The following is a 15,145-nucleotide window of genomic DNA, read 5'->3' on the forward strand; positions in this document are numbered from 1 at the left end:
AAATTTTTTAGAAGAAAAATAAAAAAAATTTATTCTTTATGTAGTTTTGAAAATCATATATAAAAATTAAATTTATTATTTTTTAAACGCACGCAGAGCAAAGTTATAAATATAGTTTTATTTTTATTTCAAATTTTATTATATTACAAATTTAGTTAATCGTGCGTTGAGTAAAGCAAAAAATTTAAATAAAGCTTGGGCGGGTGCTAACAAATTCTAATTAAGCTATAAAGACAATCAATATTAAAATTAAAAATAAAGCAATGAATTTTAAAGGGTGGGATTTAAAATAAATTTGAAAACTTATTTTTTATCAACTTTTCCCGGACTTCGTCAAAGTTGCAAAAGTGCTAATTTTTTATAATATAAAATTTTATAAATCATTCTTAAATTTAATAAATATTTGATCTAGTGCTAAAATTTCTAATTATCTATAAAAATTAAAAATGAAGCAGTGAATTTTAATATTTAAGTTTAAAAATTTAATTACATTTGCCCACCCTCTAGGCTTATTACTTTAATTTGCAATTATGACTTTTTATTTCTTTGAAGTATAAACAAAATTTCTAACAACCCACCCAAGTTGTATTTAAATTTATAGTGCATTCACCGCACGCAGAGTAAAGCTATATATACAGATTTATTTGCAATTAAAATATTATTATATTAAAAATTTTGTTCACCGTGCGTAGAGTTTAACTATTATAAAAATGAATTGTTATAAAATTAGTCAGCTTTATTTTAAAAGAGGTAAAACTATGCTTGAACATAAATGTGATAAATGCGGTGTAGAATTGGGTTATAAAGGTTTATGCTTTAAATGTAAGGCAGAAGAAGAAAGAAATAAAACTCTTGCTTTAACTGATGATGAAATAAAAGAGATTATCAATAAATATGTAAAAGATTTAAAAGAAAAAAATGTTGATAAAGAATTATTAAATGGCATTTACATTTATGATTTGATTGCATATAGAAATATAGATTTAAAAGATATAGCCAAAAAAGCATTAAAGAAAAAAATTTATTATCCTGAAGTATTTTATTATAAGGCAAGCGAAGAAATAAGAGATGAACTTATAAAAAGAATAAGAGCAACTAAAGATTATTCTGAAGGAGCTAATTTATTATCATGTTTAGCTATGCAGGGAGATGATGTTGCCCTTGACTGTTTGTATGATTTTGAAATGAATCCAAGAGAATGGAGAAAGCAACTTTATGTTGATCCTTCAGTTTATGCTGAATGTGCAGGATGGACTTTTGATAAAGACAAAAAAAGACAAATACTTAATTTCGATAAATGCTATTATTTAGATAAAGCCCAAAGCAAAGAAGAAAAAGAACAAAGCCCTATTAAAATAGCTTCATTAAGAGATGATAATTGTCCTGAATGCGGATGCAGAAATATTGATATGGCTATTATTGACGGAAGAGATGAAAAACTTAAATTTATAGGTGTTGATGGAATAATAAAAGCTTCATGCTGTCCTAATTGCGTAACATACAATATAACTTATTCAAAGTATGACTTAAAAGGAGGAAGCGAGATACTTCCTCTCGATAAAGAGTCAGAAAACTATTATGCTTCTGAAGAAAATTATATAGAGGAAGAAGAATTAAATTCAATGCATAATAATAATTATATACTTTCAAAAAATGAAGTTCCTTTGTTTTATGGTGCATTCGATGATACTTTAAATACAATAGGAGGATTTGCTAATTGGGTTCAGGACTGGGAATATATGAAATGCCCAATCTGCGGAAAGAAAATGAAATACTTAATGCAAATTCAATGGCATACTGTTGAATCTATGGCTGAAGGTACTTTATTTATAGAAATCTGTACTGATTGTAATATTACGGCAATGTTACACCAGCAAACTTGATTTTATTTATTACTGCTTATACGCTCTTTTATCATTGTCTCTATATCTGTAGGAGTATAAACAATCCACTCATTATATTTATTCGTATCATATTTTTTTATTGTTTTTATTTTACCGCCTATACGCAATTTCGGATCATATTCATCACCTAATAAAAAAGTTATTTTTGAATAATTGGAATCTCTTTCTCTATCATAATTCAATTCTTCAAAAATGAATCTCCATCTTTTTTTAGTGAATGCCATTGATATATGCAGCGGCTCAAACATAAGTCCTGATTTAATTATATCATCTTTATCATTAGGAATATTACCTGTATAATTAAATATTTCGATTAAATCACCTCCAGATTTATCAATTTCAATTAGTCTTCCAAAAGCGTAATTTTCTTCAGAAGTAAAATTTGTTTTTGAATAGCTTTTAATATTATCTTTTATATCATTTGGTAAAAACAATGGAATAAAAAATATATTGCCTTCTTTTTTTTCAAAATATTTCATTATTGATTATACCTTTTTTATATTCAGAATAGGATTATAAATATACATTAATTAATAATCGAATTTTGATAATAAAAAATTAAATATTAATCGTGCGTTGAGTAAAGCAAAAAATTTAAATAAAGCTTGGGTGGGTGCTAACAAATCATAATTAAGCTATAAATATAATTAATATTAGAATTCAAAATAAAGCAATAAACTTTAAAGGGCGGGCTTTTAAATAAATTTGAAAAATTATTTTTTATCAACTTTTCCAGTGGAAAAAGTTGCAAAAGCACATTTTATAATTAAAAATACATTTTAAAATCATGTTATAATCTGCTATTTTTACAAATATAAAAATACTATTATAAATAAATTCAAAATCTTATTATATTTTAATTTAGTTCATCGTGAGTTAAGTAAGCAAAAAATTTAATTACCGCTTGGGCGGGTGCTAACAAATCATAATTAAGCTATAAATATAATTAATATTAGAATTCAAAATAAAGCAATAAACTTTAAGGGGGGATGTAAATAAAGTTTTAAAACTTATTTACATTTGCCCACCCTTTATCTTTATTGATACAATTTACAATTATGATTTTTTATTTCTTTGGTGTTTAAAAGAAATTGTTAACGCCCACCCAAGATTTTTTTAAATTTATAGTGCATTCACCGCACGGAGAATAAAGCTAAATATATAGATTTATTTGAAATTTAAATTTTATCGTATTGTTAATTTTGTTTACCGTGCGTAAAGTCATTTCAAACCATATTTATTTTGAAGATTTTTTATATTATTTTTAGCTATGTTATTATTAGAATCTAATTCCAAAGCCTTTTTATAATCTTTTAATGCATCTTTATACTGTCCTAAATTTTCTTTAGATACTCCTCTGTTATTATAAACATCGCTATAACTAGGGTTTAACTCTATAGATTTATCAAAATCTTTAATAGCTTCTTTATATTGTCCTAAACTTCCTTTAGCAAGTCCCCTGTTATTATAAGCATTACTATCATTAGTGTCTAACTCTATTGCTTTATCATAGTCTTTTATAGCTTCTTCATACAGTCCTAAATTTTTTTTAGCAATTCCTCTGTTATTATAAGCATCACTATCATTAGTGTCTAACTCTATTGCTTTGTTATAGTCTTTTATAGCTTCTTCATACAGTCCTAAATTTTTTTTAGCAATTCCTCTGTTATTATAAGCATCACTATCATTAGTGTCTAACTCTATTGCTTTATCATAGTCTTTTATAGCTTCTTTATACTGTCCTAGATTATATTTAGCAATTCCTCTATTATTATAAGCATCACTATTATTAGTGTCTAACTCTATTGATTTGTCATAGTCTTTTATAGCTTCTTTATACTGTCCTAAATTTTCCTTAGATACTCCTCTGTTATAATAAGCATTACTATAATTAGGGTCTAACTCTATTGCTTTATCAAAAGATTCTATAGCTTCTTTGTATTTTCTATCTTTATGATAATTAATACCTTCTTTATAATATTTTTCTGATGATGACATATTTTACCTCAAATAATTTTTTATTATAAAAATAATTATATTTCGTTTTTTAGTATTTTCAAGTTAATATTATTAAAAATCCTACCCTCTATGCTTATTATTTTTATTTGAAATTATGACTTTTTATTTCTTTGATGTTTAAAAGAAATTGTTAACGCCCACCCAAGATTTTTTTAAATTTATAATGCATTCACCGCACGCAGAATAAAACTAAATATATAGATTCATTTGAAATTTAAATTTATCATATTGTTAATTTTTTTTTTACCGTGCGTTAAATAAATTTTAAATCTAATCAACATTTGGGCGGGTGCTAACAAATCATAATTAAGCTATAAATATAATTAATATTAGAATTCAAAATAAAGCAGTAAATTTAGAAGGGCGGGGTATGTAAATAAAGTTTTAAAACTTATTTACATTTGCCCACCCTTTAGACTTATTACTTTAATTTGCAATTATGATTTTTTATTTCTTTGAAGTATAAACAGAATTTCTAACAACCCACCCAAGTTATATTTAAAATTATAGTGCATTCACCGCACGCAGAGTAAAGCTATAAATATAGCTTTATTGGCAATTTAAATTTTATTATATTAAGAATTTAGTTTACCGTGCGTTAAATAATTTTTAAATCTAATCAAAACTTGGATGGGTACTGAAATTTATAATTATGAGTTTTAAAGTGATAAACGAGCAACAATAATAAATTAAATATACTTGCTTGCTTCTTTGATGCTTAGATTAGCCAAGTTTTTCTTGTGCCTCTCTATAAAATCACGAACCCAATCAGGATTAGTTTTACTATAATCCCTTAAAGACCAGCCTATTGCTTTGTTTATAAAAAACTCTTTGTTGTTTAGATTATTTATGATTATTTTTTCTAATAATTCAGTATTCGTTTTATCTTTTCTTAAAAGCTGATGATCTATAGCTATTCGCCTAAGCCAAATATTATCAGATAAAGACCATTCTAAAAGTATATTATTGACAGACTCATCTCTTAAAGCAATTGCTCCAATTATCCTGTCCAAACAATCTATGCTATCCCACCAAGATTTTGTAAAAGCATATTCTTTTAATTTTTCTATATGAGTTTTATTTAAATATTTCTTTTTTGAATTTAAGTAGTCTAAAGCAGAATATTGAAATTCTCTGTATTTATTCTCATAGCATTTATCTGTAAAATAAAAATCAATAAACTCTTTTTCATTTTTTGGAATAGTTTTAAATACTTTTTTCTGAGCTTCTTTTCTCTCTTTTGAATGAATACCTAAAAACTCAAAATTGTTTTTCATGTACTTAGCCATTGGTATAGCTTCTTTATCATTTTTTAGAATATCAAATTCTACTGAAAGATTATTATATAAATTATTAACTTTGTATTTTATATAATCCATTGCTATCAATTTCTCCGAAACAATTATGACAATTATATTTTCTATTTGAGTTATTTATAACTCCGTTTGATATTTCTATAACTCTATCTATCATAGGAAATATATGACAATGGCTTACTATTAACATAGAAAGCTTATTAAATCTTTTATGTATTTTTGTTATTATATTACTAACTAAACATGAATTATTAAAATCTAAATTGTTAATAGGCTCATCTATAATAAATATTTTACTCGTATTTGCTCTTACTATAGTTGATAATATGGAAACTATCTTTTTTTGCCCTCCGCTTAAATTATTCGGATTTTTATTAATATAATCTTCCAAACCGTATTCTTTAAACATATCAATAATTTCGGACTTATTTATATCAGCCTTTGCATATTTAACGCTCATCATTATTTGTTTTAAACATGTATTCTCTGAAAAAGTATCTGCCTGTTTCATATATCCTACTACGCTTCTAAAGTATTGTATATCTTTTTCTTTAAGCAAATTCTTATTATCATAAATAATTTCACCCGATATATTGCTTGGATATTCTTTAAAATCATGCATAATTGAAGATATTATAGAAGATTTTCCGCTTCCATTATGACCAGAAAGCATTATTAATTCTCCTTCATAAATATCAAAACTTACATCTTTTAATATTTGAGATTTTTTATAAAATAAATTTAAATTTTTTATTTCTAAAATTTTATTTTTCATTTATAAATCCTATTTTATTTTTTATTTAGAATAATTCCGTAACAAAACGATATTATAATAATAGGTATTAATAATATTGGCAATAATATAATTATAGAAAATAGGCTAGCATAGCTATTGAGTATTATATTAGTTAATGACGCAAATATTAATATTATTGTAATTGATATAAAATAAAAAGCTGCAAAATCTTTTACAATATTAAGTTTTATTATTCTTTTAGAACAACCGTATATTATCATATCTTCATATTTAAATTTTCTATAATATCTAAATAAAGATATATAAAGCAAAGAATATGATACAATTAAGAAAACCATTAATACTAATATATATTTAGGAAAATAATAGTAATTAATATCTTTTATGTATATTTCTTCTATAGGTATTTTATTTAGAATAGTGTCTATATTAGATATTGAAATAATCTTTTGCGTATTTATATTATTTGCATATTCTTTATTAAACCCCATTAAAATAATACCATAATGATTATTTACATCAGTTTTATATATACCGTAAGCATCCTTAAAAATATATTTTATTTTATATTCTTCAAACTTACCTGTAGATTCATTATTAAAATATATGGAATTTGCTATTTTTAATTTTAGACTATCAGATAAGTTTTTTGATATTGCAACCTCTTTACAAGTCAAAATATCATATTGTCCTTCAACTATATTATTGGTATATATTATGGCCTCATCATTATATTGAGATTGCGTTTCCATTAGAATGAATGCAATTATTTTTTCATTATTTACAGCAAAATAAGTTTTATTAGCATAATATAAGTAAGTATTATATTTATACATGCTATCGGATAGAACTATATACAGATAATTATTGTTTATACCAAATTCTACCTGTCTGTAACGTTTTTCAATGTATGAAGATATATAGCATGAAAGTACTATAACTATAATAGATAATATTAATATAATTTTTTTAATTATCATTCTTATCTTTTCTTATTTTTTATTTTTACAATTTTCAATATTTTAGATATGCTTTTAGTATTAGATATATAAGATATAATAATAGCGAATATACTTGCTATTCCAGTAATATGAGATTCTATAAAAATATTATCTTTAGCAACATAATACGCCGTATTATTAGACAATATATTTCCGCATACTGCACTTATTATTATAGATACTATAAAAGTTAATAAAAATATCTTGGTATAAAAACTTTTTACCTCTCTTATATCTGCTCCTTTCATCAATATATCTTCTATATTATTTTTATTTTTTAAGAACAAGAAATTATTCAAAAGCACAAATGCCAAAAATAATATAACTGTTCCAAAAGAGCATCTAACAAAAACAGACAAATAATTGCTTTCAAGCATATTAATATCGTTTCTAGCTTTTATATTAAAATCTGTAATCTCATTATTATAATCCCATGACATTATAGCATTACTATGTATATTATACGCTTCATCTGTTTGGAATTCGCTTCTGTCTCTTAATCTACCCAAAGATTTATAATTTTTCAAATAATTTTCACATGCCGCTATATCTTTAGCCTTAATAAAAGCTCCGGAATAAGGTATATATCTATTTCCTACATAGCTAGGATTCCATATACATCCTGAAACGCCATCTGAATATATTAAATTTTCTTTATATATTCCTCCTATAGAAAGTTCTATTTTTTTACCGTTAATATTTATATCAGCCAATCCGTTAATATCCATACTTAAATCCCTAGCTAAATAATAATCGGCAAATATAGCATTTTGAGATTCGATTCCTTTATATATTTCCATATTATCGCTAAAAATATATTTCAAATCTTCCATATTTTCAAAAAATAGTATATTTGAATCTCTTTTATTTCCTGAATAATTAACATCCAATCCCACATAATAGTAAGGTATAACTTTTTCTATAAAATTTAATCTTCTAAACTCATTAATTTGATCTCTTGACGGGCTTGGAATATTAAAATCCAATTGAAAATTATCATAAAAACTTGAATATGCATATTGCTCAGATTTATAATCTATATAAGGCGACACAAATACAAAAGAAATAAGCAAGTTCATAATTATAATTATAATAGTCCAAGCCAGTATATTGTTTATAATTTTTTCTTTCATCTTCTTCCTCTTAATAAAAATTATTCAACAAATTTTAAAGTTATTCTTTTATCATGTACATCAGATACATTATCATCAAATATTAAATCCATATGTATATATCCTTCTTCAATAGGTTTAAATTCAATATTGAATTCATTTGTAACTGGTTTTTTTATAGAATGTGGTACACTAATAATTAATTGGCATTTTAATGCATTATTTATATTATCCACCACTGATGGAATTGCATTACCATCAAGATATTTTGCCTCTACTATAGTTGATTTTGGTATTATTAATTCAGCTCTTATAGACCTATCTGCCCTTTCTCCGCTGAGAAATGGAATATGCTGATACCATCTTTTTTTCCAATCTACTGTCACATATAATTTCAGATACACGCTTTTTCCAACTTTATATTCTTTTGTACTATCCCCATGACTTTTACCACCATCTTCGCTAAATAAAAATCTACACTCGGGCAAAATATATTTTTGATTTTTAATATCATCTTTTTGAGCTCCTTGTATATAGAATGAACATAAAGATAAAATAAGCAAAGATAATAAAATTTTATTTTTCATATTATTTATCCTCCAAATATTTATTTTAATTATCCTGATATATAAACTTCTTTAAAATTATAATTGTTATCAGCATTAATTGTTATTAGATGACCACCAAATATTTCTCCATCATCAAAACAAAATTCAATATAATCTTTATATATATTTATTGATTCTAGTATTATTTTACTAATGAAATCTTTTTTAGTAATAAAATTTTTATACTCTTCCATTATGATATTAGAGTATATATACTCCTTTAATTTTTTGTCTAAATATTTTTTATCTTGTATGATTTTTTTTAAAGAGTCCGTAAAATATTTATTATATTTTACGTCTAGGTTATCAAAATATATTTTAATTTCATTACCTATCCAATTAATTTTATTTTCAAACATACCTATAGTTTCATTAAGTTTGAACGTACCTAAAATATTATCATTATAAAATTGAAATCTATTATAATTTTCCAATATAGACGAAAGACTTTTATCATTGTAATTGTTTGATATTAGTTTTATAAATAAAAAACAATTATCATCAAACTTACTATGTCTTACTTTTAATTTTACTATGCTATTATCTTTTATATTATAATCATAATATTTTGTATTCTTATCTTTTTTAGATATAGTTATATTTCCTTCTTTTATTATTGAATTTGATAAATCTTTATAGGCTATTGATTTAATATCAATAGTATAATAATTTTCATTTTCAAATTTTATACTGCTAACACAATTATTAGATAAAACAAATACAAATTCTTTAGTCTCTTTATAAAAATTTTGCTCAAATTCTTTTACTTCTTTTTTCATATTTTCAACTTAAATTATTAAAATAATATTTTTTAATTATAATCTTTGCCATATGCTAAATCCACCTGTATGACCTGTTTGACTATGTATTACATCTTCAACTAATTGCATAACCCCTTTTTCCTCATTGTGATGCCAAGTTAATCCTGATATTTTAGGTCTACCATTCATTATATCTATCAACTGATCTTTTGAAAATTTACCTTCTAACTTTGTATTTCTTTTTATTTGTTCTCTTAAAATATCAGTAGCTTTTTTAAAGTGAATATCTCTATTGGAAATAGATGCTATATTCATTGGTAATTTTACTTGAACTTTGTAAGGAAATTTAGCAACAACTATCTTGAACCAGTTTCCGTATTTATCTTTTACATATTTAGTTATAAAAGGGATTCCAGTTTTTGGATGCAACTTTCCAGCTAAAGACATATTATCTGTTTTAATAAAAGGTACATTTTTAAAATCTGTATAGCCTTTAATTGAACCTCCAACAGCACCAATAATGGCTCCCCACATAAAGCCGTCCGCAGAACCTTTTATTGCATATTCTTTTGCAGAGTTAACGCTTCCTTCTTTTTTTAAAATTTGTATTCCAGATTCTACAGCTCCACCCATAGCCATTCCAGATAAAGCACCTGCAACACTTCCTTTAAATGAAGTTATAAAAACACAATGCAATGGTGTATTAATAGAAACAACAGATAGTATTGCTGTTATAACTATAATACTTGAACCTATTGCATATTTTGATGCTATAGAACCCCAGTCTATATTAGTTCCTAAAATTGGCGATATAAAATTATTGTTTTTTAAATCGTATACAGTACCATATTCAAAAATCTTGTCTTCTATGACAGCATCTTTATATATAGTCTCTTCAAAAATTGTCATTTCATGAATAATCTCTTCATAGATTTTCTCTTCTTGAATAATCTCTTCATAAATTGTTTCAGAAAACCCTATGTTTGTTTTATATGGTAAGAGCAAAGCCGCTATCGTTATAATAAAAACTATTTTTTTAAACATTAATATGAATACTCCTTAAATAAAAACGTTATTAAACGTTAACATCATAAACCCTTATTATTAAGATGAACTTAAATGCAATGCAAAAAGAAACTGCATAAAATATATAATATATTTTTTTACGACTGTAGACTGTATTTAACAAAATTAATTTTTATGCTCATGCAATTATTATAACATGTACTATGATTATGTCAATGAAAATTATGAAATATTTTGCAATGTAGTATGGTTTTTTGTATATTTTTTATATATAAAAATAATACTTACAATATGTTTTAAATATTTTCTGCCAATTTCTCTCTTTTGAATGAATACCTAAAAACTCAAAATTGTTTTTCATATATTTAGCCATGAAAATAGCTTCTTTTTCATTTTTTAATTTTTCAAATTCTCTTGAAAGAATATTATATAAATCACTCATTTAATAAAGCCTAAAATTTATTTATCGAAAATATATTTATAAACATGTTCAGATAAAGGTATTCCATTTTTTAAATAGTTGGCAGAACAAGCCTCTTTTCTCTCACCTGGTATAGATATAGTTTCTCCTTCTTTTAAAGCAGGCTCTTTTCTTATATCATCAATAAACGACTGCACAGTATTTAAATAAGTATCTAAATCATTATAAACAGCAGGATCAACAACGAGTATAAATGTAGAAAGATTTCTTTTTTTATCCATATCGCCATACATTTTCACTAAATTATTGCAATATGCCTGTCCTATTAAAAGCCCCGTAAATGCCTCAACCATAGTCATTATTAAATATCCCTTAACTCCTCCGAAAGGCACAACATATTTTATCTCATTAGGATTTGAACTAGGATTACCATTCTCATCAACACCCCAATGCATAGGCACTGTTTCATTATTTTCACGAGCAGTGAATATGCGTCCAAGTGATACCTCGCTTGTTGCCATATCTCCAAGTATAAAATCTTTTTTTGCAGGAAATCCATAACTTATAGGATTAGTTCCGAAAAATGGTCTCTTTCCGCCAAAAGGTATAACACAAGGATCAGTATTAACCATTATTAAAGAAACCTTATTTTGATGTATAGCCATTTTATTATAATAGCCTAAAGCACCTGCATGACTATTATTTTTTATTCCTATTAAAGCAATACCCTGTTTTTCAACTGTTTCTAAAGCCCATTCCATAGCATACTGCGTTGCAACATGTCCGAATCCGCCGTCAGCATCCATTAATGCAAAAGAAGGTCTTTTTTCTTCTATATTGAATTTTGAATTTAAATTTATTCCGCCCGCTTTTATTCTTTCTATATAATGTTCAACTCTTAAAACTCCATGAGAATGTATACCGCTTAGATCAGCGTAAATTAATAAATCTGTTACTATAGCAGCCTGTTCATTTGATACGCCTGCTGCTTTGAATTTATCATATACTTTTTGCATTAAATCATTTACTTTCACTATAACCATTATACAAATACCTTCTGTAATTTAGCAAACATATTATAGTTTACATAATTACAGAAGTAATGTCAATAATTAAAATATTAAATTTAAAAAAAGAACAAGGGATTTTTATGTATCCCTTGTTCGAGTTTTATATTAAAGTTTATTTATATTAATCGTCCCATTCCTGACCTAATAACTGACCTGATTTGTCAATGTATAATTCCATCATATTATTCATTTTTACTTTATATACATTGTAATGCTCCATCTCTACTGCCCAAATCTCAGCTTGAGGATAAGTTCTCTTAGCTGTTGCTATTACAGCCTGAGGAACTTGATTAAGAGGTACATACCAATCAGCAAATAAAGCTGAAGTACTTAAAACTGTTAAAGCCACTAATAAACAAAGTATTTTTTTCATATTTTCTCCTTTTAATTAATATTTTATTTTTTATTATAAATTATTTGTATTAATCGTCCCATTTTTGACCTAATAACTGACCGTTATTATCAACATATAATTCCATCATATTGTTTAATTTTATTTCAAATATAGTGAACTGTTTTTCTATTTTCACTATAGCAGCATTAGGATAAGTTCTTTTTATTGTATTCATAACATTAGCAGGCAATATAGTAGCAGGCATATTTCCATAGCATTTAACTTCTTTCCAATCACCATTAGGGAAGAAATCTATTTGAGTTCCATTTTCTAAATATACTTCTATATCTTCCCAATCTCTTTCAATGAAAGTAACTTTTATATTAGGGAAATGCTGTTTTATAAAGTTCTGAGCATTCTGAGGTATAGAAGATAATTGAACTCCATATCCATATTGCTGCTGACCACCTTGCTGAGCATAAGGATCCTGTGCAGGAGGCTGAGCATAAGGGTCTTGATAACCACCTTGACTGCCTTGCTGTCCATAAGGATCCTGATATCCTCCTTGACCGCCTTGCTGTCCATAAGGGTCTTGGTATCCACCTTGTCCGCCGCCTTGATTATTATTATCATAATATCCGTCATATTGAGCAAACAATGAACCTGTAAGCATCGCTGAAACAAAAAGTATAAATAAAGCTTTTTTTATAGTCATAAAAATTCTCCTGTTTTTTATTTTGTAAAGACAATTTAGTAACAAGTAAATTATCTTTACATTTAGCATTATAGTACAATTTTATAATTATGTCAATTAATTTTACTAGTTTTTTACTAAAAATTTACATTTTTTTTAAAATTATATTAGCTTTTTATGTTAGACTTGTTTTAAAAATATTTAAAAAAATCATATTCAGAATTGTTTTAATATTAAATTATAAAAATGAGTCATTATAAGTTTTATAAAGAATTATTTTTAATGTATAAAAATCTTTTTTCTTACATACACTTATGTACTCTTAATCATAAATAAATTATTGCTTACTGCTAAGTCAAAATTTATATAATAATACCTAAATATTCATTAATTTTGAAACATATACAAAGTTTTTATTTTTAAAAAATTTTATATCATTATAAGAAAACAGTTTTAAATCAATAGTCTAATTACAGACATTTATTTATTGATTATATAATTTTAATAATATCAATCAAATTAAAAAAGAAATATTTCTATATATAAAAATTCTTGATTTTAATATATTATTAATATATAATTGCAGGAACAAAAAATAAAAAATAATTAATGGTACACTATTATGAAAAAAGTAAATTTATGTTTATTAGGGGCTTCCGGTGCTGTAGGTCAGGAAATGCTTAAAGTATTGGAAGAAAGAAAATTCCCAATCAATGAGTTAAGACTTCTTGGAAATAGAGAAGCAGGAAAAAAAGTAAAATTCAACGGAAAAGAATACACAATCGAAAAGACAACTAAAGATTCATTCAAAGATATGGACATAACATTGGTTGCTGTAGGAGCTGATTTAAGTAAGAAATTAAGTCCGTTAGCTGTAAAAGCTGGAAGTATAGTTGTAGATAACAGCAGTGCTTTCAGAATGGACAAAAATGTTCCTTTAGTAGTTCCTGAAGTTAATCCTGAAGATGTTAAGCTTCATAAAGGAATAATAGCTAATCCTAACTGCTCTACAATAATAGCTTTAGTTGCATTAGCTCCGCTTCATAAATTCGGAAAGATAAAAAGAATCATAGCTTCTACTTATCAGGCTGTTTCCGGTGCTGGTAAAGAAGGTATGGAAGAATTAGAGCAGCAGATAAAAGATTATGTTGCAGGAAAAAAACTTAAAAATAGTACTTTCAAATATCAAATACTTCACAATTTAATTCCTCATATTGATTCTTTCGATAAGAATGGATACACTAAAGAAGAATTAAAAATGACTAATGAAGGAAGAAAAATTCTTCATGCACCTGATATGCAGATAAGCTGTACTTGTGTAAGAGTTCCTGTTATAAGAAGCCATAGCGAATCTATCACAATAGAAACTGAGAAAAAAATCACTGCTAAAAAAGCTAAGGAATTATTATCTAAAGCAAAAGGAGTAAAAATAGTTGATGATCCTGCTAAGTTTAAATATCCTATGCCTTTAGATACTTCTAATCAGGACAATATATATGTTGGAAGAATAAGAGAAGATATCAGTGCTAAAAATTCATTGGTATTCTGGTGTGCAGGAGACCAAATAAGAAAAGGTGCTGCTACAAATGCTGTACAAATAGCTGAACTTCTTTTACCTGAATTAGAAAAAAAATCTGATGATAATTCTGTGGAAAAGAAAACAACAGAAAAGAAAGCAGCAGCAGAAAAAAAACCTGCTAGAAAACCATGTGTAAGAAAATCAACAAAGAAATAATGATTTAAGTAAAATATAAAACAAATAAGAGGTTCTATATTATTATAGACCTCTTTTTTATTGCAACAAATTAATTATTTATAATTAATTTGTTATTTTAGTATTTTCATTGATTGGTTTTTATTATTTTCTTGATTTTAGTATATACTAAAAATTTTTAACTTTGTCAACTATTTGCCATAGGGGCTTTCCGCACGGTACTGCAAATTATTATGGATAGCTAACTATACGTGCGGCTGATTACTTATTATTGTGTAAAAATCAATAATTTATATTACATATAAAACATATTTAGCCAATATAAAATAATATTTTATATTATAAAAAATATTATTTACATTCATAAAAAAGCAAAAATTGACAAAATGTAATTGTTTAGGTATATAC

The 15,145-nt window shown here is 25.3% G+C and carries 15 protein-coding genes; 2 read left to right on the forward strand and 13 right to left on the reverse strand.

From position 1 onward, the window contains the following. The first annotated feature begins 758 nt into the window (after nt 1–758). A complete protein-coding gene (locus Q0K19_RS05000; protein WP_297245938.1) occupies nt 759–1,883 on the forward strand; it encodes a hypothetical protein in 1,125 nt (374 codons plus the stop codon). Between the two features lie 2 nt (nt 1,884–1,885). On the opposite strand, the gene Q0K19_RS05005 is transcribed toward Q0K19_RS05000, so the two are convergent. The 13 genes from Q0K19_RS05005 to Q0K19_RS05065 form a co-directional block, all read right to left on the reverse strand. Continuing rightward, nucleotides 1,886–2,383, reverse strand: a complete 498-nt coding sequence (locus Q0K19_RS05005; RefSeq protein WP_297245940.1) for an Imm26 family immunity protein — start codon at nt 2,381–2,383, stop codon at nt 1,886–1,888. 742 nt (nt 2,384–3,125) lie between these two features. Continuing rightward, nucleotides 3,126–3,902: a tetratricopeptide repeat protein gene (locus tag Q0K19_RS05010; protein ID WP_297245942.1), complete on the reverse strand. Its 777-nt coding sequence runs from the start codon at nt 3,900–3,902 to the stop codon at nt 3,126–3,128. 710 nt (nt 3,903–4,612) lie between these two features. Beyond that, on the reverse strand, nt 4,613–5,302 hold the full coding sequence (locus tag Q0K19_RS05015; RefSeq protein ID WP_297245944.1) for a DNA alkylation repair protein: 690 nt from the start codon (nt 5,300–5,302) through the stop codon (nt 4,613–4,615). After that, on the reverse strand, nt 5,277–6,014 hold the full coding sequence (locus Q0K19_RS05020; RefSeq protein WP_297245946.1) for an ATP-binding cassette domain-containing protein: 738 nt from the start codon (nt 6,012–6,014) through the stop codon (nt 5,277–5,279). The genes Q0K19_RS05015 and Q0K19_RS05020 overlap by 26 nt, the downstream gene beginning before the upstream one ends. A gap of 14 nt (nt 6,015–6,028) precedes the next feature. After that, the gene (locus Q0K19_RS05025) at nt 6,029–6,976 is read right to left on the reverse strand and encodes a hypothetical protein (protein WP_297245948.1); all 948 of its coding nucleotides are present in this window, start codon (nt 6,974–6,976) and stop codon (nt 6,029–6,031) included. Between the two features lie 2 nt (nt 6,977–6,978). Beyond that, nucleotides 6,979–8,130 carry a hypothetical protein gene (locus Q0K19_RS05030; RefSeq protein WP_297245950.1) on the reverse strand — a complete coding sequence of 384 codons (1,152 nt, stop codon included), beginning with the start codon at nt 8,128–8,130 and terminating at the stop codon, nt 6,979–6,981. Nucleotides 8,131–8,150: 20 nt separating this feature from the next. Continuing rightward, nucleotides 8,151–8,696: a hypothetical protein gene (locus tag Q0K19_RS05035; protein WP_297245952.1), complete on the reverse strand. Its 546-nt coding sequence runs from the start codon at nt 8,694–8,696 to the stop codon at nt 8,151–8,153. Between the two features lie 29 nt (nt 8,697–8,725). Then, entirely contained in the window at nt 8,726–9,496 is a 771-nt protein-coding gene (locus Q0K19_RS05040) for a DUF2262 domain-containing protein (RefSeq protein WP_297245954.1), read from the reverse strand. Nucleotides 9,497–9,532: 36 nt separating this feature from the next. Continuing rightward, nucleotides 9,533–10,387 carry an HNH endonuclease gene (locus Q0K19_RS05045; RefSeq protein WP_297245956.1) on the reverse strand — a complete coding sequence of 285 codons (855 nt, stop codon included), beginning with the start codon at nt 10,385–10,387 and terminating at the stop codon, nt 9,533–9,535. Nucleotides 10,388–10,769: 382 nt separating this feature from the next. Continuing rightward, nucleotides 10,770–10,946 carry a DNA alkylation repair protein gene (locus tag Q0K19_RS05050; protein ID WP_297245958.1) on the reverse strand — a complete coding sequence of 59 codons (177 nt, stop codon included), beginning with the start codon at nt 10,944–10,946 and terminating at the stop codon, nt 10,770–10,772. Between the two features lie 17 nt (nt 10,947–10,963). Beyond that, nucleotides 10,964–11,968: an Ldh family oxidoreductase gene (locus Q0K19_RS05055; RefSeq protein WP_297245960.1), complete on the reverse strand. Its 1,005-nt coding sequence runs from the start codon at nt 11,966–11,968 to the stop codon at nt 10,964–10,966. A gap of 148 nt (nt 11,969–12,116) precedes the next feature. After that, nucleotides 12,117–12,368 (reverse strand): PepSY-like domain-containing protein, encoded by a 252-nt coding sequence (locus Q0K19_RS05060; RefSeq protein ID WP_014486665.1) that lies wholly within the window; start codon nt 12,366–12,368, stop codon nt 12,117–12,119. A gap of 49 nt (nt 12,369–12,417) precedes the next feature. Further along, a complete protein-coding gene (locus Q0K19_RS05065; RefSeq protein ID WP_297245964.1) occupies nt 12,418–13,044 on the reverse strand; it encodes a PepSY-like domain-containing protein in 627 nt (208 codons plus the stop codon). A 601-nt stretch (nt 13,045–13,645) separates the two neighbouring features. Here Q0K19_RS05065 and Q0K19_RS05070 point away from each other — a divergent pair. Next, nucleotides 13,646–14,758: an aspartate-semialdehyde dehydrogenase gene (locus tag Q0K19_RS05070; protein WP_297245965.1), complete on the forward strand. Its 1,113-nt coding sequence runs from the start codon at nt 13,646–13,648 to the stop codon at nt 14,756–14,758. Nucleotides 14,759–15,145 lie beyond the last annotated feature (387 nt).

The organism is uncultured Brachyspira sp. (genome assembly GCF_944393015.1).
Taxonomy (GTDB): domain Bacteria; phylum Spirochaetota; class Brachyspiria; order Brachyspirales; family Brachyspiraceae; genus Brachyspira.